Here is an 18,777-nt window from a genome sequence, read left to right on the forward strand (position 1 = left end):
CCTGCTGACCGCAGTGCGCACCCTGGTGCTCGGCGGGATCAGGTCGGGCAAATCCGAGTGGGCCGAGCAAACCATCGCCGCGTCGGTGCCGGCCGGGCAACCGGTCCGCTACCTGGCCGCCGGACAAAGCGACGCCACCGATCCGGACTGGGTTGATCGGATCGCGAAACACCGCGGTCGTCGGCCCGCGCACTGGTCGACGGTCGAAACCCAGGACATCACCACCGAATTGCGGCAGTCCCCGGCCACCCCGACCCTGGTCGACGACCTCGGCACCTGGCTCACCGGGACCCTGGATCACCACCAAGCCTGGGAGCACGGCTCGGTGGGCGCAGCGGTCGACGAGATGCTGGACGCCGTCGGTGCGTTCGAATCCACGCTGGTGCTGGTCAGTCCCGAGGTCGGGTTGACCGTGGTGCCCGCCACCGCCTCCGGCCGCCGGTTCGCCGACGAGCTGGGCTCACTCAACCAGCGCGCCGCGGCACTGTGCGATCAAGTGGTGTTGGTGGTGGCCGGCCAACCGTTGTCGATCAAACCGTCAGGGACATGATGGAATTCGCGCCGATCTCTTCCCCCGACGCGGCCGCGGCCGCGGCAGCCCGAGCCCGCCACGACACCCTGACCAAGCCGCGCGGTGCGCTGGGCCGTCTCGAGGACCTGTCCGTGTGGATCGCGTCGTGCCAAGGGCATTGCCCGCCAACGCAATTCGCGCGCGCCCGGGTGGTGGTGTTCGCCGGCGATCACGGGGTCGCTCAATCCGGGGTCTCGGCATACCCGCCGGAGGTGACCGCACAGATGGTCGCCAACATCGACGCCGGTGGCGCGGCGATCAACACGCTGGCCGCGATCGCGGACGCGACGGTGCGGGTGGCCGATGTGGCGGTGGACGCCGAGCCGCTCTCGGAGCAGATCGGCGCGCATAAGGTCTGTCGCTCCAGCGGCGACATCGCCGTGCAGGACGCGCTGAGCCAGGAGGAAACCGCCGCCGCGATCGCGGCGGGCCAGCGCATCGCCGACGAAGAGGTCGACGCCGGCGCCGACCTGCTGATCGCGGGCGACATGGGCATCGGAAACACCACGGCGGCAGCCGTTCTGGTGGCGGCGCTGACGAACGCCGAGCCGGTTGCGGTGGTCGGCTTCGGTTCCGGCATCGACGATGCCGGCTGGGCCCGCAAGACGGCCGCGGTGCGCGACGCGCTGTACCGGACCCGGCCGGTGCTGCCCGACCCGGTTGCCTTGCTGCGCTGCTGCGGCGGCGCGGATCTGGCCGCGATGGCCGGCTTCTGCGCACAAGCCGCCGTGCGGCGCACCCCGCTGCTGCTGGACGGCATGGCGGTGACGGCCGCCGCGCTGGTCGCCGAACGCCTGGCACCGGGCGCGCGGCAGTGGTGGCAGGCCGGCCATCGATCCACCGAGCCGGGTCATGCGCTGGCGCTGACCGCGTTGGACCTGGACCCGATCCTGGACCTGCGCATGCGGCTGGGCGAGGGCAGCGGCGCGACGCTGGCCTTGCCGGTGCTGCGCGCCGCGGTGGCCACGTTGTCGTCAATGGCGACGTTCTCCGAAGCCGGTGTTTCGAGCCGGCCCGACGATGCTCCGCCATCTCCGTGATTCGTTCGCTGGCAACGGCTTTCGCGTTCGCAACGGTACTGCCCGTGCGGGGCGGCGCGATGGGCCGCGGCGCCATGACCGCGCTGCCGGTGGTCGGTGCGACCCTGGGCGCACTGGCCGCGGGCATCGCCTGGGGCGGCGCGCTGGCCTTCGGTGCGTCCAGCCCGCTGCCGGGATTGCTTGCGGTGGCGGCACTTCTGCTCGCGACCCGCGGACTGCACATCGACGGCGTCGCCGATACCGCCGACGGGCTGGGCTGCTACGGGCCGCCGACACGCGCCCTGGCGGTGATGCGCGACGGATCGACCGGACCCTTCGGTGTCGCGGCCGTCGTGCTGGTGATCCTGTTGCAGGGCTTGGCGTTTTCGGCCCTCGGCGCAACCTGGCGGCACGGGCTTGCCGCGATCGTCGTGGCGGGTGCCGCCCGCCGGGTCAGCGCCGTGCTGGCCTGCCGGCGCCCGGCGACGGCAGCCGACGGTAGCGAGTTGGGCGTCGACGTCGCCGGCACTCAGCCACTGCCGGTCGTCGCCGGCTGGATCGTGGCGCTGCTGGCGGCTTCGCTGCTGGCCGGTCCGCAACCATGGCAGGGCCCGGCCGCGGTGGTGCTGGCGTTGTGCTGCGCCGCGGTGCTGGTCGCGCACTGCGTGCGCCGCTTCGGCGGCATGACCGGCGATGTGCTGGGCGCCGCAATCGAACTCACCACCACGGTCAGCGCTGTGACGCTCGCGGCACTGGTCCGGTTCTAGCCCAACCGTGTCATCCAGCCGTGCGTGTCGGCGAAGGTCCCCCGCTGAATGCGGGTCAGCGTGTTGCGCAGCGCCATCGTCACCTCGCCCGGCTGGCCGTCACCGATGCTGAACTCGCTGTCAGCGTACTTCACTCGGCCGACCGGCGTGATGACCGCCGCAGTGCCGCAAGCGAATACCTCGGTGATCTCCCCCGCGGCGGCCTTCTTCTGCCACTCGTCGATGTCGATTTTGCGCTCTTCGACCGTGTAGCCCGCGTCAAGTGCCAACTGCAACAACGAATCCCGTGTGATCCCCGGCAGCAGCGAGCCGGACAGCTCCGGGGTGACCAGCCGCGAGGTGCCGCCGCTGCCCAACACGAAGAACAGGTTCATGCCGCCCATCTCTTCGACGAAGCGACGCTCGACCGCGTCGAGCCAAACCACTTGGTCGCAACCGTGTTCCGCGGCTTCGGCCTGGGCCACCAGCGACGCGGCGTAGTTGCCGCCGAACTTCGCCGCACCGGTACCGCCGGGGCAGGCCCGCACGTAATCCGTTGACACCCAGACGTCGACGGGGTTGATGCCGTTCTTGAAGTACGCGCCGGCGGGCGAACCGATCAGCAGGTAGCGGTAGTGCTTGGCCGGTCGCACACCCAGCCCCGGCTCGGTCGCGAAGACGAACGGCCGCAGATACAGCGCCTCTTCGCCGCCCGCCCTGGGCACCCAGGCGTTGTCGACAGCGATGAGCTGGCGCAGGGATTCGAGGAAGAGCTCGTCGGGCAGCTCGGGAATCGCGATGCGCCGCGCCGACGCGCGCATCCGGGCGGCGTTGGCGTCCGGGCGAAATGACACGACCGAGCCGTCGGCCCAGCGGTATGCCTTGAGTCCCTCGAACACTTCCTGCGCGTAGTGCAGCACGATCGCGGACGGGTCCAGCTGGATTGGGCCGTACGGGATCACCCGCGCGTTGTGCCAGCCCTGGCCCTCGTCGTAATCGACCGAAACCATGTGGTCGGTGAAGAACTTGCCGAATCCGGGGTCGGCCAGGATGGAGTCACGTTCTGCGCCACTAGCGGGATTGGACGCGTGTTGAACGGTGAACTCTAGAAGGCCGCTCGTCATGCGCCGATTGTATATGCGCGTACCAATAGGTTTTTCCCGCATGAAGCGGCGGTGGCTAGCGCGTTTTCAGCTCGACGAACGGCGGGCGCACCACTTCGCACTGCGCCGCACGACCGCGCACGTCGACGGTGACCTGCTGACCGTCTTCGACCCCGGCGTCGGTGTCGATCAACGCCAGCGCGATGCCGGCCTGCAACGTCGGAGAAAACGTCCCGGATGTGGTGAGCCCGACCGGGTTTTCCCCGGCCAGCACCGTCAGCCCGGGCCGCAACACACCCCGGCCCAGCATTTTCAGACCCCGCAGCAGCCGGGCCGGCCCCGCCGACTTCTCGGCCAGCAGCGCATCGCGGCCGAAGAACGCGCTCTTCTTCCAGCCGATCGCCCAGCCGCAGCGGGCCTGCAGCGGCGAGATGTGCAGCGACAACTCGTGGCCGTGCAACGGATAACCCATCTCGGTGCGCAGGGTGTCGCGGGCGCCCAGACCGGCCGGTTCGCCGCCCGCATTCGACACCGCCGTCACCAGCGCGTCGAACACCACACCCGCGGTGTCCCAGGGCGGCAGCAGTTCGTAGCCGTGTTCGCCGGTGTAGCCGGTGCGGCAGACCCGCACCGGCACCCCCGAGAAGGAGGCGTCGGCAAAGGCCATGTAGTCCATGTCGCTCGGCAGCCCCAACTCGGCGAGCACCTCGCTCGAGCGCGGGCCCTGCACCGCCAGCACCGCGTAGGAGCGATGCTCGTCGGTGATCGTCAGACCCGACGGTGCGGCCGCCTGCAGCGCCTCGACCACCGCGGCCGTATTGGCGGCATTGGGCACCAGAAAGATCTCGTCGTCGTCGACGTAGTACGCGATCAGGTCGTCGATGACGCCGCCGGAGTCGGTGCAGCACAACGTGTATTGCGCCTTGCCGGGCTCGATACGGCCCAGGTCGTTGGTCAGCGCGGAGTTGACGAACTGGGCGGCACCCGGACCGCGAACCAGCGCCTTGCCCAGATGGCTGACGTCGAACAGGCCCACGGCATTTCGCGACGCGTTGTGCTCGCTGACGGTGCCCGCGTACGACACCGGCATCAGCCAGCCGCCGAATTCGGCAAAACTGGCGCCCAACTCACGATGACGATCTTCCAGCGGTCCCCTGAGTGCCTCCGTCGCATCGCTCACGACGATCCACCCTAATCGTGGGAGCACCTGGCAGACTGCTGTAGGTGTCCGATTCCCTGGATTTCGAGGCGCTGGAAGCCGCCGGGGTAGCGAACGCGCGCGAGCGGGCCGACTTGATCAAATATCTGGACGACCTCGGCTTCACGGTCGAAGAAATGGCGGAAGCCGAACTCCGCGGCCGGTTGTTCGGCTTGGCCGGTGACGTTTTGTCGTGGTCGGGGCGACCGATTTACACGGTGCAGACCGCGGCCCAGGAACTCGGGATATCAGCCGAAGACGTCGCACGAGCCTGGGCTTTACTCGGACTGACCGTCGCCGGTCCCGATATTCCGGTGCTCAGCCAGGCGGACGTCGATGCCCTGGCGACCTGGCTGGCGATCAGGGCGGTCGTCGGCCATGAGGGGGCCTTCGGCCTGTTGCGGGTGCTGGGCGCTGCGATGGCCCGGCTGGCTGAAGCCGAGTCGACGATGATTCGCGCCGGGACACCGGATATTCAGATGACCCACACCCGTGACGAGCTCGCCACCGCACAGGCGTACCGCTCCGTCGCCGAGTTCGTCCCCCGGCTCGGCGCCCTGATCGACGTCGTGCACCGCCATCATCTGACCAGCGCTCGAACACACTTCGAAGGCGTTTTGCGCGACACATCGGCCGCCGTGGTGTGTGGTGTCGGTTTTGCGGATCTGTCCGGCTTCACCGCGCTGACTCAGGCGCTGACGCCGGCCCAGCTGTCGCATCTGCTCAACGAGTTCGCCGGCACCGTCTCGGATGTGGTGCACGCCGACGGCGGCCGGATCGTGAAGTTCATCGGCGACGAGGTGATGTGGGTGAGCTCGGCGCCCGAGCAGTTGCTGCGGGCGGCGGTTCACCTGGTGGAGCACCCCAAAGCCCGTGACGAAGGATTGCAGGTCCGCGCCGGCCTCGCGTACGGCACCGTCGTCGCCATCAACGGCGACTACTTCGGCAACCCGGTCAACCTGGCCGCCCGACTCGTGGCCGCAGCGGCCCCAGAACAGATCCTGGCCACCTCCGAGCTGCGCGACAAGTTGCCCGGCGTGCCCGCGCTCGCGTGTGGACCGTTGACGCTCAAGGGATTTGACGACCCGGTACCCGCGTTCGACCTGCGTGCGGGGACGCTGCCGAGCTAGACACCACCCCCGTTGACTAGGGTGTTTACGCGTGAGTACCGAACCGGGATACCAGGCTCCTTCTGTCACTGTGGCCACGTCGCTGTCCAAACGCGGTGCGGGTTCGTCGGTATTGGTCTTGCCGGTCGTTTCGACCGGTGACGAAGACCGGCCGGGCACGACCGTAGCCGCCGCCGAACCCTTCCTAGCCGAGGAAGCCGTCGCCGAGATCCTGGCCGGCCTGCAGGCACTGGACGCCACCGGCGCCAGCGAACAGGTGCACCGGCTGGTGGTGTCGTCGCTTCCGGTAGCCAGCGTGCTCACCGTCGGCCTCGGGAAGCCGCAATCCGAGTGGCCCGCCGAAACCGTCCGGCGCGCCGCGGGGGTGGCCGCCCGCTCGCTGGGCAAGGCCGAATCGGTGATCACCACGCTGGCCGAGCTGCCCGGCGAGGACGTGGCCGCCGCCGCGGTCGAGGGACTGATCCTGGGCAGCTACCGGTTCACCGAGTTCCGCAGCGAGAAGACCGCGCCCAAAGACAAAGGGCTGAGCAAGATCACGGTGCTGGCCTCTGAAACAGGGCGGGCGAAAGACGCCAAGAAGCAGGTCGCGCACGGTGCAGCCGTCGCGGCCGCGGTCGCCACCGCACGCGATTTCGTCAACACCCCGCCGAGTCACCTGTTCCCTGCCGAATTCGCCAAACGCGCAAAGGCTTTGGGCGAGTCGGTCGGCCTCGAAGTGGAGGTGCTCGACGAGAAGGCGCTGCAAAAGGGTGGCTACGGCGGCATTGTCGGCGTTGGGCAGGGCTCGTCGCGGCCCCCGCGCCTGGTGCGGCTGATCCACCGCGGCTCGAAGCTGGCCAAGAAGCCCAAGCAGGCCCGAAAGGTGGCGCTGGTCGGCAAGGGCGTCACGTTCGACACCGGCGGCATTTCGATCAAGCCCGCCGCCTCGATGCATCACATGACCTCGGACATGGGCGGTGCCGCCGCGGTGATCGCGACCGTCACGCTGGCCGCGCAGCTCGAACTGCCGATCGACGTGATCGCCACCGTACCAATGGCCGAGAACATGCCTTCGGCGACCGCGCAGCGCCCCGGTGACGTCCTCACCCAGTACGGCGGAACCACCGTCGAGGTGCAGAACACCGACGCCGAGGGCCGGCTCATCCTGGCCGACGCCATCGTGCGGGCGTGCGAGGACGATCCGGATTATCTGATCGAGACGTCCACGCTGACCGGTGCGCAGACGGTGGCGCTGGGCGCGCGCATCCCCGGGGTGATGGGCAGCGACGAGTTCCGCGACCGGGTCGCCGCGATCTCGCAGCGGGTGGGCGAGAACGGCTGGCCGATGCCGCTACCTGACGAGCTCAAGGACGACCTGAAGTCTCAGGTCGCCGACCTGTCCAACATCAGCGGGCAGCGCTTCGCCGGCATGCTGGTGGCCGGGGTGTTCCTGCGCGAGTTCGTCGCCGACGGGGTGAGCTGGGCGCACATCGATGTGGCGGGGCCGGCCTTCAACACCGGTAGCCCCTGGGGCTACTCCCCCAAGGGTTCCACCGGCGTGCCGACCCGCACGATGTTCGCGGTGCTCGAGGACATCTGCGAAAAGGGCTAGTGAACGGCTAGCGGCTCAGCCGGTCGAGCACGGCCTTGCGGAATCGACGGCGCGGCCAGCCCGTCAGACCGTCGGCGGCCAGCGCGGCGCGGGCCGCGTTGCGTCCGCAGGCGCCGTGCACCGAGCCGCCCGGCGTCGCCGACGCGCTGCCCAGATACAGCCGCTCGACCGGTGTTTCGGCCCGGCCCATTCCGGGCGCGGGACGAAAGATCAGCATCTGATGCAACTGCGCGGTCCCGCCGTTGAGCGCCCCGAGGTGCAAATTGGCGTCGCTGGCCTCCAAGTCGGACGGGCGTTGCACAAAGCGGTCGATCACCGCCGCGCCGAAGCCGGGCGCATGCTCTTCGATGACCCGGTCCATCGATGCCGCCAGTTGCTGCGCCGAAGCGTCGTCAGCCACATTTCGCGGCAAATGTGTGTAGGCCCAGGCACTTTCGGTGCCCGCCGGTGATCTGCTGGGGTCTGCCGTAGTGGTCTGACCCAACAGCATGTAGGGATGATCGGGCACCACGCGGGTATTCAGGTCTGCCATCCAGCGGATCAGGCCGTCCCCGTCGGCACCCAAGTGCACGGTGCCGACCGAGCTCAGACTCTTCGCTCGCCACGGAATCGGGGTTGCCAGCGCGTAGTTGACCTTCACCACCGGCGGATCCCAGCTGTAGTGCGCGAGGTCGCGACGCAGCGCGGCGGGAACCGCGTCGGGCGGCAGCATGTCGCAGAACAATCTGGGTGCGGTCACGTCGGCCACCACCGCACGACGCGCGTTCACTGTTCGTCCCTGCGCGGTGCTCACACCGACCGCGCGGCCGGCCCGCACGTGGATGCGAGACACGTTCTGATCGCACTCGATTCGCGCACCGGCCGAGCGCGCCCGCGCGACCAGCGCCGCCGTCAATTGACCGGAACCGCCCACCGGAACCGGCCAACCCTGATCCTGGGCCAGCATCGTCATCAGAAAGCCCATCGCGCCGCTGATCGGCGCGTCCGGTGGAACATCGGCGTGCATCGCGTTGCCCAACAACAACCTTCGCGGTGCCTCGCCGTCGAACAGCTGGCTCGCCATGGCGTTGGCCGGCTGCACCAGCAGCCGCGCGACTCGGAGCGCTTCGGGCGTGCCGAGTCTGCGCAGCAGTCCCAGCAGCGGACGCACCGGCGGGAACGGCGCCAGCATCGCGTCCAGCAGCGGCGTCTTGATCTTGTCCCACAACTCCACCAGACGCCACCAGTTGTCGCCGTCGGCCGGGGATCGCCGCGCGAATTCCGCTGCCGTCCGGGCGGCGTCGGGGTAGACGACGGGCGGGTCGTCGTCGGCGCCGTCACGCGGGTGGCCGACCACTGCGGGCGCGCGCGACCAACGCAGCCCGTGGTCTTCGAGCCGCAGCGACCGCATGGCCGGTGAGACCACCGTCATCGGGTAGAACGAGCTGAACAGATCGGTGATGTAGCCCGGAGTCAGCTCGGCGCTGCGTACCGCGCCACCCGGCTCAGGTTGCGCCTCGAGCACCAGCACGTCCCAGCCGGCGTCGGCCAGCATCGACGCGGCCACCAGGCCGTGGTGTCCGGCTCCGATGACGACCGCGTCTGCCGTATCCACGGCCACGGGCTACTTGACCTGGCTCGGCTCAAGGCGTTCGGCCAGCGCCGCCAGCCGCAGCAGGCACTCGCGGTTGCGCGGGTAGACGGCGGCCAGCGCCAGTCGGTCGGGGATGATCTTCATCGGACCCGTCGCGGGCACCTCGATCATGTCGATTCGGCATCCATCGCCAATGTCGTTGAGCCGCAGCGTAATCCGGGCAGCGCCAAGGACACCCAGGTGTGCACGAAGTATCAGTTCCTCGCCTGGAGTGCAGCTTTCGACGACGGTTTTGTCATTGATCACCAACGGCCAGACGCCCACCGAGTGCCGGATCGCCGAGCCAGGCTGCGGCCAGTCCGAGTCGACGGCGCGGGTACGGCTGTTGCCGACCACCCATTGGGTGTAGGTCCATCCGTTGGCCATCGCGTCCCAGACCTGCTGGCGGGAAGCGCGCACCTCCCGGCTGGTGGCCATCTGTTCCTTCGACGTCATGTGAAGTCCTTCGTATCGGGGTCTCGGCTCGGGTACCCCGGCAGCTGCGGCCCAAGCGCGGCAACCACGTCCGCGCGGCCGCCGGCGGACAGTTCACCGTTTAGCCACCTCTTTCGATGGATAACCTCCCTGCGATCAGTACTCGAACGGGAGGCGAATCATGACGGTGCGTCGGTTGATCCTTGCTGTAGCCGCCGTGCTGCTACTGGCCGGCGTGATCGGGCTGCTGGTGCCGGTCTCGGTATCCGACGGCAATGGCGGTTCTTTGGGGTGCGGGAACGCTGTTGTCGCGGATCTCACCGCGGCGCGTAACGCCAACGACAAGAGCGTGGCCAACATCCCGATCGTCAACCAGGTGGTGCCGCACACCGACTACGTGGCGCGCTGCGAGTCGGAGCTGGGTACCCGTCGGACCTGGACCATCCCCTTGACGATCGTCGGGCTCGTCGCGATCGCGGGTGCGCTGCTGGTGCGCCGTGAGGGAGCGCCGGCGGCCTGAGCGAAGCGGGCTGAGGGCGAGTCAGATCACCCGCAAGCGCGCGGTGCTGCGCAGTGCTTGCGGCAGTAGCCGCGAAACCCCATACAGCGCATAGGCTTCCGGCGCCACGGGGCGAATCGGCGTGTTCTTGCGGACCGACGTCAAGATCGCGTCGGCGACCTTCTCGGGCCCGTAGCGGCGCAGCGCGAACATCTTGCCCAGCTGACCCCGTCGGCCGTCGACGTGGTCGTCGTGTTTGCCGGCGGGCGCGTCGAACCGGGTGGTGTTGATGATGTTCGTGTCGATCAGACCCGGGCAGATCGTGGTCAGACCGACGTTGGCGGCGTCGAGTTCGGCGCGCAGACAATCGGAGAACATGTACGTCGCGGCTTTGGACGTGCAGTAGGCGTTCAGCGACTGCAGGGGGGCGTAGGCGGCCATCGACGACACGTTGACGATGTGCCCGCCGGTGCCGCGCTCGACCAGGCGCCGCCCGAACGCCCGGCTGCCGTTCACCACGCCGCCGAGGTTGACGTCGAGCACCCGGTCGAACTGTTCGGCGGGGGTGTCCAGGAACTGGCCGGCCTGTCCGATGCCCGCGTTGTTGACCACGACGTCGGGCACCCCGTGGGCGGCGCAGACCCGCTCGGCGAACGCCTCGACCGCGTCGGTGTCGGACACGTCGAGCACGAAGGCGTGCGCGACCCCGCCGCGTGCGGCAATCGCGGCCGCGGTCTCCTTGACGGCGGCTTCGTCGATGTCGCTGACGATCAGCTCGGCGCCCTCCCGGGCAAACGCGTATGCGGTCGCGCGCCCGATACCGCTGCCGGCACCGGTGACCGACACCAGCGTGTCGCCGAAGGCCCGGCGGGGACGGCCCACCTGCGCGCGCAGCAACGCACGGCTGGGCGCCTTGCCGTCGGTCAGGTCCGCGAACTCGTGCACCGCGGCGGCCATCACCTGCGGGTGCGACATCGGCGAGAAGTGCCCGGCCCTGATGTCGCGGCGCCACAGCCGCGGCACCCACCGCCCGGTCTCGTCGTAGCCGTAGGGCCGGACGTACTGGTCGCGGGTGTTGACGATCAGCTGCACCGGCACGTCGACCGCGTGGATGGGTTGGCCGCGCACGGAGAACGAACGAAAGTAGTTGGCGGGATAGGTTTTAACCGAGCTGGCCGCATCCGCGGCCATGTTCGGGGAGTGATGGATCTGCTCAGCGGGAATGTTATCGACCACCATCCGCCGCAGCGCGCGCACCGAGAAGGCCGCCCGAATCAACAGCGGCGCCAGCACCGGGACCGAGAAGAAAAGCATGTAGGTCAGCCGCAGCGCCTGACTGACCGAGCGGGCGAACCGACGCGGGCGCCACGGTTGGCGCAGTCCGCTGAAGATGTATTCCACGAGTTGCTCGTGGCTCGGGCCGGACACCGACGTGAACGACGCCACCCGGCCACCGGCGCCCGGGCGTTTCAAGTACTCCCAGATACCCACCGAACCCCAGTCGTGGGCCAGCACGTGCACCGGCGCGCCCGGGCTCAGTTCGTTTGTCACCGCCGCGAAGTCGTCGGCGAAGTGCGCCATCGTGTACGACGAGACCTTCTTGGGCGACCCCGACAGCCCGACGCCGCGGTTGTCGTAGCGCAGCACCCGGAACCGCTGGGTCAGCAGCGGTACGACACCGTCCCACAGCACGTGCGAGTCGGGCCATCCGTGCACCAGTACGACGGTGGGACCGTCGGGGTTGCCTTCCTCGTGGACGGCGACGCGGACACCGTCCGCGCTGTCGACGAACTGCTGTATTGCCGGCATCGAACTTCCGCCTCCCCGCGATCTAGCGTGACCGCCCCCTGACAATTCGGCCCACCGCAGCAAGCGGGTCAGCCCTGGTTGTGTGCCGACGCGGAGGCAATGACAGGATAGTTTCGACGTCAACTTGCAGACACCGCGGTGTGGTAAGTCAGATGTTGACCTGCGCAGACCCACGAGCGATCGAGGAGTCAAAAGACATGGCCTTCTCCGTCCAAATGCCGGCACTCGGTGAGAGCGTCACCGAGGGGACGGTCACCCGCTGGCTCAAGCAGGAAGGCGACACGGTCGAGCTCGACGAACCGCTTGTCGAGGTGTCGACCGACAAGGTCGATACCGAAATCCCCTCGCCGGCCGCGGGTGTGCTGACCAAGATCGTCGCCCAGGAGGACGACACCGTCGAGGTCGGCGGCGAGCTCGCCGTCATCGGCGACGCCTCGGAGAACGGCGCCTCCGCCGCGCCCAGCCAGCCGGCAGCCGAGCCGGAACCGGAACCCGAGGCCCAGCCGGAGTCGCAGGCCCAGCCGGAACCCGAGGCCCAGCCGCAACCCGAGCGTCAGCCCGAACCCGCTCCGCCGGCCGCGAGTTCGGGCAACGGCAGCGCGACCCCGGTGCTGATGCCCGAGCTCGGCGAGTCGGTCACCGAGGGCACCGTGACCCGCTGGCTCAAGAAGGTCGGCGATTCAGTCCAGGTCGACGAGGCGCTGGTGGAGGTGTCGACCGACAAGGTGGACACCGAGATCCCGTCGCCGGTGGCTGGAGTCCTGGTCAGCATCACAGCCGACGAGGACGACACCGTCGCCGTCGGCGGCGAGCTGGCCCGGATCGGCAGCGGCTCGGCCGCGGCCGCCACCCCGGCCCCGGCCCCCAAGCCGGAGCCCAAGCCCGAGCCGGCACCGGCGCCCAAGGCCGAGGCGCCGCCGGCGCCGAAGCCCGCTCCCGCGCCGGAGGCCCCGCCCGCGCCGAAGCCGCAACCGACGCCGCCCGCGCCGAAGCCGCAACCGACGCCCGAGTCGGCCCCAGCCCCCAAGGCCGCACCGTCGGAGCTGGTCGCCGAGCCCCAGGGTGACGGCAGCCCGTACGTGACCCCGCTGGTGCGGAAACTGGCCAGCGAAAACAACATCGACCTTGCCTCGGTGAAGGGCACCGGGGTCGGTGGCCGCATCCGCAAGCAGGACGTGCTGGCCGCCGCGCAGCGCAAGCAAGAGGCCGCGAAGGCCCCCGCTCCGGCCGCTCAGGCTCCCGCCGCACCGGCGGCCAAGGCCTCGGCCGCGCCGACTCCGGCACCGGCGCTGGCCCACCTGCGCGGTACCACGCAGAAGGCCAACCGGATCCGGCAGATCACGGCCAAGAAGACCCGGGAATCGCTGCAGGCCACCGCGCAGCTCACCCAGACCCACGAGGTCGACATGACCAAGATCGTGGGACTGCGCGCGAAGGCGAAGACGTCGTTCGCCGAGCGTGAGGGCGTGAATCTGACCTACCTGCCGTTCATCGCCAAGGCGGTGATCGACGCGCTGAAGATTCACCCCAACATCAACGCCAGCTACAACGAGGACTCCAAGGAGATCACCTACTACGACGCCGAGCACCTGGGTTTCGCCGTCGACACCGAGCAGGGCCTGCTCTCCCCCGTGGTCCACAACGCCGGCGACCTGTCGCTGGCCGGGCTGGCCCGCGCGATCGCCGACATCGCCGAGCGCGCCCGGACGGGCAACCTGAAACCGGATGAGCTGTCCGGCGGCACCTTCACGATCACCAACATCGGCAGCCAGGGCGCGTTGTTCGACACCCCGATTCTGGTCCCGCCGCAGGCCGCCATGCTGGGCACCGGGGCGATCGTCAAGCGCCCGCGGGTGGTGGTCGACGAGAGCGGAAACGAATCGATCGGCGTGCGCTCGATCTGCTACTTGCCGCTGACCTACGACCATCGGCTGATCGACGGGGCCGATGCCGGACGATTCCTCACCACGGTCAAGCACCGGCTTGAAGAGGGAGCGTTCGAGGCCGACTTAGGTCTTTAGAAGGGCTTGAGCACATTGGCCAAGCCCGTCGTCGCGATTGCGGGTTCCTCCGGCCTGATCGGTTCCGCCTTGGCTGCGGCCCTACGCGCCGCCGACCATCGGGTGTTGCGCATAGTGCGCCGGACGCCGGCGAATCCCGATGAGCTGCACTGGAATCCGGAGAGCGGCCAGTTCGATCCCGACGCGCTCAGCGAGGTCGACGCTGTCGTCAACCTGTGTGGTGTCAATGTCGGCAAGCGCCGGTGGTCGGGCGCGTTCAAGCAGAGCCTGCGCGACAGCCGCATCGCCCCGACGGAGGTGTTGGCCACCGCGGTTGCCGACGCCGGCGTCGAGACCCTGATCAACGCCAGCGCCGTGGGCTACTACGGCAACACCAAGGACCGCGTGGTCGACGAAAACGACCGCGCGGGAACGGGTTTCCTGGCCCGGCTCTGTGAAGACTGGGAGGCGGCGACGCTGCCGGCCCAATACGGCGGTGCCCGGGTGGTGCTGGCCCGAACCGGCCTGGTGATGGCCGCGGCGGGCGGCGCGTTGCGCCGGGTGCGTCCGCTGTTTTCGGTGGGCCCGGGCGCCCGGCTGGGCAGCGGCCGTCAGTACATGTCGTGGATCAGCCTGGAGGACGAGGTGCGGGCGCTGCTGTTCGCGATCGGGCACCCGTCGCTGTCCGGGCCGGTGAACATGACCGGGCCCGCACCGGTGACCAACGCCGAGTTCACCACCGCCTTCGGCAGCGCGGTCAACCGTCCGACCCCGATGTTGCTACCGGCGGTCGCGGGGCGGGCCGCGCGCGGCGGGGTCGCCGACGAGGGGCTGTTGACCGGGCCGCGGGCCATCCCCTCGGCTCTTGAACGCGCCGGATTTCAGTTCCACCACAACACCATTGGCGAGGCGCTGGCCTATGCCACCGCGCGGCGCGACCAGGACTAGCGCCCTACGCGACGTCCGGGTCACCTTCCTCGTCGCAGAGCAGTTTCTGCGGGTGGTGGTAGGTGTTGGTGCGGGGTTGGCCGCGGTCGAGGTGCGGCGGCGGTATCCATTCGGTGTCGCCGTTCGCCCGTTTTCGGGTGCTCCAACCGCGCGGTTGCAGCAGGCGGTGGTGGGTGCCGCAGGCCAGGGTCAGGTTGTCGATGTCGGTTTCGTGACATTGGGCGTAGTCGGTGATGTGGTGGACTTCGCAGAAGTAGCCGGGGGTCGTGCATCCGGGCGCTGAGCAGCCACGGTCCTTGGCGTACAGCACAATTCGCTGACCCGGTGAGGCGAGCCGTTTGCTGTGATACAGCGCCACCGGCTTGCCGTTGTCGAACACGGTCAGGTAGTGATGGGCGTGGCGGGCCAGGCGGATCACGTCGCTGATCGGCAATCGGGTGCCGCCGCCAGTCGTTCCCTGGCCGGCCGCGGCGTCGAGTTCGGCCAGGGTGGTGGACACGATGATGGTGGCGGGTAGCCCGTTGTGCTGGCCCAGTTCTCCGGAGGCCAGGACCGCGCGCAGGGCGGCATTGAGGCCGTCGTGATGGCGTTGCGCGGTGGAGCGCGGATCGTGATCGATCGCGTCTTGGCTGGGCGCGCCGTCGACACACGGGGTGTCGTCGGTGGGGTTGCACATGCCCGGTGCGGCGAGCTTCGCCAACACCGCCTCGAGCGTGGCCCGGGCCTCCGGTGTCAGCCAGCCACTGAACGCCGACATGCCGTCGGCCCCTTGCTTGCCCAGGGTTATTCCGCGGCGCCGGGCCCGGTCATCGTCGGTGAAACTGCCGTCCGGGTTCAGGCAATCGGTCAGGTGTTCGGCGAACCCGGCGAGTTGATCGGGGCGATACTGGGTGGCCAGACGCGCCAGGTCGGCTTCGGCACGGGTGCGGGTCTCGATATCGATCCAGCCCGGCAACTGGTGGTAGAAGCGGCGGATCACCGCCACATGTTCGGTCCCCAGCTTTCCGGCTCGTTGGGCGGTGGCGGTCGCGGCCAGCACCGGTACCAACGGCTCCCCGGTCAACGCCCGCCGCTCGCCCAGGTCGGCGGCGTCGCGCACCCGCCTCCCAGCTTCGGCGCGGCTGATCAAGATCCAGTCCGCGATGGCATGGGAGAGTTTGCCGCCCAACTCCGCCGGGGTGGCTTCCTGCTGGAGTTGGTTGATCAGCCGGTGTTCACCGGCGGACAGGCGTCGGCGCACGTTTTCGTAGCGTTGCAGCCTCGTCAGGCGTTCGCGGGTGTCCAGCATGTGTGAGTCCAACCCGAGCACGATCTCGAGGGCCGCGTCCAAGGCATCAAACGCCGCGTCCTCGTCGATGGCCACTGCTGAACTCATACCCCGAAACTATCGACAATCACCGACAAAAAACCCGGCAATGTGACTACAGAAACACAAGTGGCACAAGAGATTTGACGAGTGTGCACTGGCGGCGATCGTCGCTCAAATATGGCCGCACGCGGCCGCCCCGACATCGTTGGGTCGAGGATCCAATCGCCTACCCAGCATCACGGAGCCAGTCGTACATCTCTCACCGTCGCGATGGGATTTGGGTTTCTACTGTCGTTCAACACAGATAAACATAAGCGGCACAAATACATTCACCGCGATGGTTGTTAGAGCGCGGTCGCGCTATCGGCCGTCTCGGCGTTCATCCGTCGGTCTCACTCTCCGCGAGGTGCTCGGCGACCTGTTGCCCCGCCTCGAGCACTCCCCCAACTATCGAGCCAATGCCCGCCAGCGTTGGCACCGCCGGTATGTCGACGACAATGGTGACAATCGACGCCGCGACCTTCAGACAGCGACCGAGGAGCCTGAGCTTCGCGCGCCGTCGCCGGCGCCCATCCTTTCCCTGCTGGATCGTGGCGAGCTCGTTCTGAGCGCTGCAGACGGCCCCGGCCATTTGGTCAATGCCGTTCCGCAACTCTTGGGTCGCCGGCGCGGAGCCGGGGCGGTATCGCTCAAGTTGTCGCCTCAGGCTGCGGACCAAGTCTGCGGCCACCCGTTCATCGACGCCTGCCGCCACCAGGAGCTGGTACTCGTCGTCCTCAAAGTCGTCCAGACTCTGCAGAATCTCAGTGATGTCCGGCTGGCCGTCAATGACACCCCCCAGCACGCCCCAAAAATTGTCGTCCGACACCACCGTCTGAAAAAACTCACACAGCACTGACGCCGCGAGCCCAAATCGCTCCGGTCCTTGCTGGGTGTTGCGAAGGATAATCGCGGCCCGGTCGAATAGTTCGAGCAACCGGCCGCCGTCATATAGCGGGGGATGGGCCATCGCCACTCCTTGATCGATGACGTCCGTCGAGGCCCCCTACCCGGCGAACTCCGCTTAGAAAGCTATCGCCATTACCCCTTGCCTGCAATGACAAGTGGCGACGATTTATCCATCGGTGTCTCGTGGTCCGCCGCCCGGGGCGTAACCTCGCCAACGTGACAAGCTCCATCCGGTCCAGCGCGGCACCCATCGACGTCCGTCAACTGGGAACGGTCGAATACCGCACCGCCTGGCAACTACAGCGCGACCTGGCCGACACCAGGGTCGCCGAGGGCAGCGACACCCTGCTGCTGTTGGAGCACCCCGCCGTCTACACTGCCGGGCGGCGCACCGAGCCACACGAGCGACCGGTGGACGGCACTCCCGTAATAGACACCGACCGCGGCGGCAAGATCACCTGGCACGGGCCAGGGCAATTGGTCGGCTACCCGGTGATCGGACTGGCCGAGCCCCTGGATGTGGTGAATTACGTTCGGCGCCTTGAGGAATCGCTGATCAAGGTATGCCGCGATCTGGGGCTGGATGCGGGCCGCGTCGACGGCCGCTCCGGCGTCTGGCTGCCCGGCCGGCCCGCGCGCAAGATCGCCGCGATCGGTGTGCGGGTCTCCAGGGCGACCGCCCTGCACGGATTCGCGCTCAACTGCGACTGCGACCTGAACGCGTTCGAGGCCATCGTGCCCTGCGGCATCACCGACGCCGGGGTGACGTCGTTGTCCGCCGAACTCGGCCGCACCGTCACCGTCGACGAGGTTCGCGCGGCCGTCGCCGCGGCGGTGTGCGACGCCCTGGACGGGGTCTTACCGGTGGGGGCACCCGACGCCACCCGCGTAGCATCAGCAATGTGACTGTCGCTCCGGAAGGCCGCAAACTGCTGCGGCTCGAGGTGCGCAACGCGCAAACCCCGATCGAGCGCAAGCCGCCCTGGATCAAGACGCGGGCCCGGATGGGACCGGAGTACACCGAGCTCAAAAGCCTGGTCAAACGCGAAGGGCTGCACACCGTCTGCGAAGAGGCCGGCTGCCCCAACATCTTCGAATGCTGGGAGGACCGGGAAGCCACCTTCCTGATCGGCGGCGACCAGTGCACCCGCCGCTGCGACTTCTGCCAGATCGACACCGGCAAGCCCGCCGAGCTGGACCGCGACGAGCCCAGGCGCGTCGCCGAAAGCGTGCAGGCGATGGGGTTGCGCTATGCCACCGTCACCGGCGTCGCCCGCGACGACCTGCCCGACGGCGGGGCGTGGCTGTACGCCGAAACCGTGCGTGCCATCAAGGAGCTCAACCCGTCGACCGGCGTCGAGCTGTTGGTCCCCGACTTCAACGGCGAGCCCGCCCGCTTGGCGGAGGTGTTCGCGGCGCGCCCAGAAGTGTTGGCGCACAACGTCGAAACCGTCCCACGTATCTTCAAGCGGATTCGGCCGGCGTTCACCTACCAGCGCAGCCTGGGCGTGCTCACCGCGGCACGCGAGGACGGACTGGTCACCAAGAGCAACCTGATCCTCGGCCTCGGCGAGACGCCCGACGAGGTGCGCACCGCGCTGGCCGATCTGCACGACGCCGGCTGCGACATCGTCACCATCACCCAGTACCTGCGCCCGTCGGCGCGCCACCACCCGGTCCAGCGCTGGGTGAAGCCCGCGGAGTTCGACGAGTTCGCGCAGTACGCCGAGGGGCTGGGCTTCGCCGGGGTGCTGGCCGGGCCGCTGGTGCGATCGTCGTATCGGGCCGGCCGGCTCTACGAGCAGGTGGTACGCAGCCGCGCCTCCGACGCCCTGGGGTAACTCGAGGCCATCACGGGC

17 protein-coding genes are annotated in these 18,777 nt (G+C 68.7%); 10 read left to right on the forward strand and 7 right to left on the reverse strand.

Annotated features, from left to right (window positions below):
* The first annotated feature begins 13 nt into the window (after positions 1–13).
* The 3 genes from MAAFP003_RS16825 to MAAFP003_RS16835 are packed head-to-tail and all read left to right on the forward strand — an operon-like array spanning position 14 to position 2,357.
* Positions 14–550 (forward strand): bifunctional adenosylcobinamide kinase/adenosylcobinamide-phosphate guanylyltransferase, encoded by a 537-nt coding sequence (locus MAAFP003_RS16825; RefSeq protein ID WP_096291219.1) that lies wholly within the window; start codon positions 14–16, stop codon positions 548–550.
* The gene (cobT, locus tag MAAFP003_RS16830) at positions 547–1,611 is read left to right on the forward strand and encodes a nicotinate-nucleotide--dimethylbenzimidazole phosphoribosyltransferase (protein ID WP_096288670.1); all 1,065 of its coding nucleotides are present in this window, start codon (positions 547–549) and stop codon (positions 1,609–1,611) included. Before MAAFP003_RS16825 ends, cobT begins: the two co-directional genes overlap by 4 nt.
* A complete protein-coding gene (locus tag MAAFP003_RS16835; RefSeq protein WP_096288672.1) occupies positions 1,608–2,357 on the forward strand; it encodes an adenosylcobinamide-GDP ribazoletransferase in 750 nt (249 codons plus the stop codon). The genes cobT and MAAFP003_RS16835 overlap by 4 nt, the downstream gene beginning before the upstream one ends.
* On the opposite strand, the gene MAAFP003_RS16840 is transcribed toward MAAFP003_RS16835, so the two are convergent.
* Both MAAFP003_RS16840 and gcvT read right to left on the reverse strand, forming a co-directional pair.
* On the reverse strand, positions 2,354–3,460 hold the full coding sequence (locus tag MAAFP003_RS16840; RefSeq protein ID WP_096288674.1) for a branched-chain amino acid aminotransferase: 1,107 nt from the start codon (positions 3,458–3,460) through the stop codon (positions 2,354–2,356). The genes MAAFP003_RS16835 and MAAFP003_RS16840 overlap by 4 nt on opposite strands.
* Before the next feature lie 55 nt (positions 3,461–3,515).
* On the reverse strand, positions 3,516–4,619 hold the full coding sequence (gene gcvT, locus MAAFP003_RS16845) for a glycine cleavage system aminomethyltransferase GcvT (protein WP_096288676.1): 1,104 nt from the start codon (positions 4,617–4,619) through the stop codon (positions 3,516–3,518).
* A 44-nt stretch (positions 4,620–4,663) separates the two neighbouring features.
* On the opposite strand from gcvT, the gene MAAFP003_RS16850 reads away from it, so the two are divergent.
* Both MAAFP003_RS16850 and MAAFP003_RS16855 read left to right on the forward strand, forming a co-directional pair.
* Positions 4,664–5,767, forward strand: coding sequence for an adenylate/guanylate cyclase domain-containing protein (locus MAAFP003_RS16850; RefSeq protein WP_096288678.1), 1,104 nt, complete (start codon positions 4,664–4,666; stop codon positions 5,765–5,767).
* Between the two features lie 31 nt (positions 5,768–5,798).
* Positions 5,799–7,358 (forward strand): leucyl aminopeptidase, encoded by a 1,560-nt coding sequence (locus MAAFP003_RS16855; protein WP_096288679.1) that lies wholly within the window; start codon positions 5,799–5,801, stop codon positions 7,356–7,358.
* Between the two features lie 7 nt (positions 7,359–7,365).
* On the opposite strand, the gene MAAFP003_RS16860 is transcribed toward MAAFP003_RS16855, so the two are convergent.
* Together MAAFP003_RS16860 and MAAFP003_RS16865 are read right to left on the reverse strand one after the other, a co-directional pair.
* Entirely contained in the window at positions 7,366–8,958 is a 1,593-nt protein-coding gene (locus MAAFP003_RS16860; protein WP_096288681.1) for a phytoene desaturase family protein, read from the reverse strand.
* Between the two features lie 3 nt (positions 8,959–8,961).
* The gene (locus MAAFP003_RS16865; RefSeq protein WP_096288683.1) at positions 8,962–9,426 is read right to left on the reverse strand and encodes an SRPBCC family protein; all 465 of its coding nucleotides are present in this window, start codon (positions 9,424–9,426) and stop codon (positions 8,962–8,964) included.
* Positions 9,427–9,586: 160 nt separating this feature from the next.
* Here MAAFP003_RS16865 and MAAFP003_RS16870 point away from each other — a divergent pair, with 160 nt between their 5' ends.
* Positions 9,587–9,925: an aminopeptidase gene (locus MAAFP003_RS16870; RefSeq protein ID WP_096288685.1), complete on the forward strand. Its 339-nt coding sequence runs from the start codon at positions 9,587–9,589 to the stop codon at positions 9,923–9,925.
* A 21-nt stretch (positions 9,926–9,946) separates the two neighbouring features.
* Here the strand turns inward: MAAFP003_RS16870 and MAAFP003_RS16875 are convergent, their stop codons facing one another.
* Positions 9,947–11,713, reverse strand: coding sequence for an SDR family oxidoreductase (locus tag MAAFP003_RS16875; RefSeq protein WP_096288687.1), 1,767 nt, complete (start codon positions 11,711–11,713; stop codon positions 9,947–9,949).
* Positions 11,714–11,910: 197 nt separating this feature from the next.
* Between MAAFP003_RS16875 and sucB the strand changes: the two genes are divergently transcribed.
* Together sucB and MAAFP003_RS16885 are read left to right on the forward strand one after the other, a co-directional pair.
* On the forward strand, positions 11,911–13,734 hold the full coding sequence (sucB, locus tag MAAFP003_RS16880; protein WP_096291220.1) for a 2-oxoglutarate dehydrogenase, E2 component, dihydrolipoamide succinyltransferase: 1,824 nt from the start codon (positions 11,911–11,913) through the stop codon (positions 13,732–13,734).
* 15 nt (positions 13,735–13,749) lie between these two features.
* Complete coding sequence (locus tag MAAFP003_RS16885) at positions 13,750–14,661, forward strand: TIGR01777 family oxidoreductase (RefSeq protein ID WP_096291221.1); 912 nt, start codon at positions 13,750–13,752, stop codon at positions 14,659–14,661.
* 4 nt (positions 14,662–14,665) lie between these two features.
* Here the strand turns inward: MAAFP003_RS16885 and MAAFP003_RS16890 are convergent, their stop codons facing one another.
* Both MAAFP003_RS16890 and MAAFP003_RS16895 read right to left on the reverse strand, forming a co-directional pair.
* Complete coding sequence (locus MAAFP003_RS16890; protein ID WP_096288689.1) at positions 14,666–16,036, reverse strand: HNH endonuclease signature motif containing protein; 1,371 nt, start codon at positions 16,034–16,036, stop codon at positions 14,666–14,668.
* Between the two features lie 313 nt (positions 16,037–16,349).
* A complete protein-coding gene (locus tag MAAFP003_RS16895; protein WP_096288691.1) occupies positions 16,350–16,979 on the reverse strand; it encodes a hypothetical protein in 630 nt (209 codons plus the stop codon).
* A gap of 155 nt (positions 16,980–17,134) precedes the next feature.
* On the opposite strand from MAAFP003_RS16895, the gene lipB reads away from it, so the two are divergent.
* Both lipB and lipA read left to right on the forward strand, forming a co-directional pair.
* Complete coding sequence (gene lipB / locus MAAFP003_RS16900) at positions 17,135–17,824, forward strand: lipoyl(octanoyl) transferase LipB (protein WP_096291222.1); 690 nt, start codon at positions 17,135–17,137, stop codon at positions 17,822–17,824.
* Positions 17,821–18,759, forward strand: a complete 939-nt coding sequence (lipA, locus tag MAAFP003_RS16905; protein ID WP_096288693.1) for a lipoyl synthase — start codon at positions 17,821–17,823, stop codon at positions 18,757–18,759. Before lipB ends, lipA begins: the two co-directional genes overlap by 4 nt.
* Positions 18,760–18,777: the final 18 nt, after the last annotated feature.

This window comes from Mycobacterium ahvazicum, from assembly GCF_900176255.2.
GTDB classification, from domain to species: Bacteria; Actinomycetota; Actinomycetes; order Mycobacteriales; family Mycobacteriaceae; genus Mycobacterium; species Mycobacterium ahvazicum.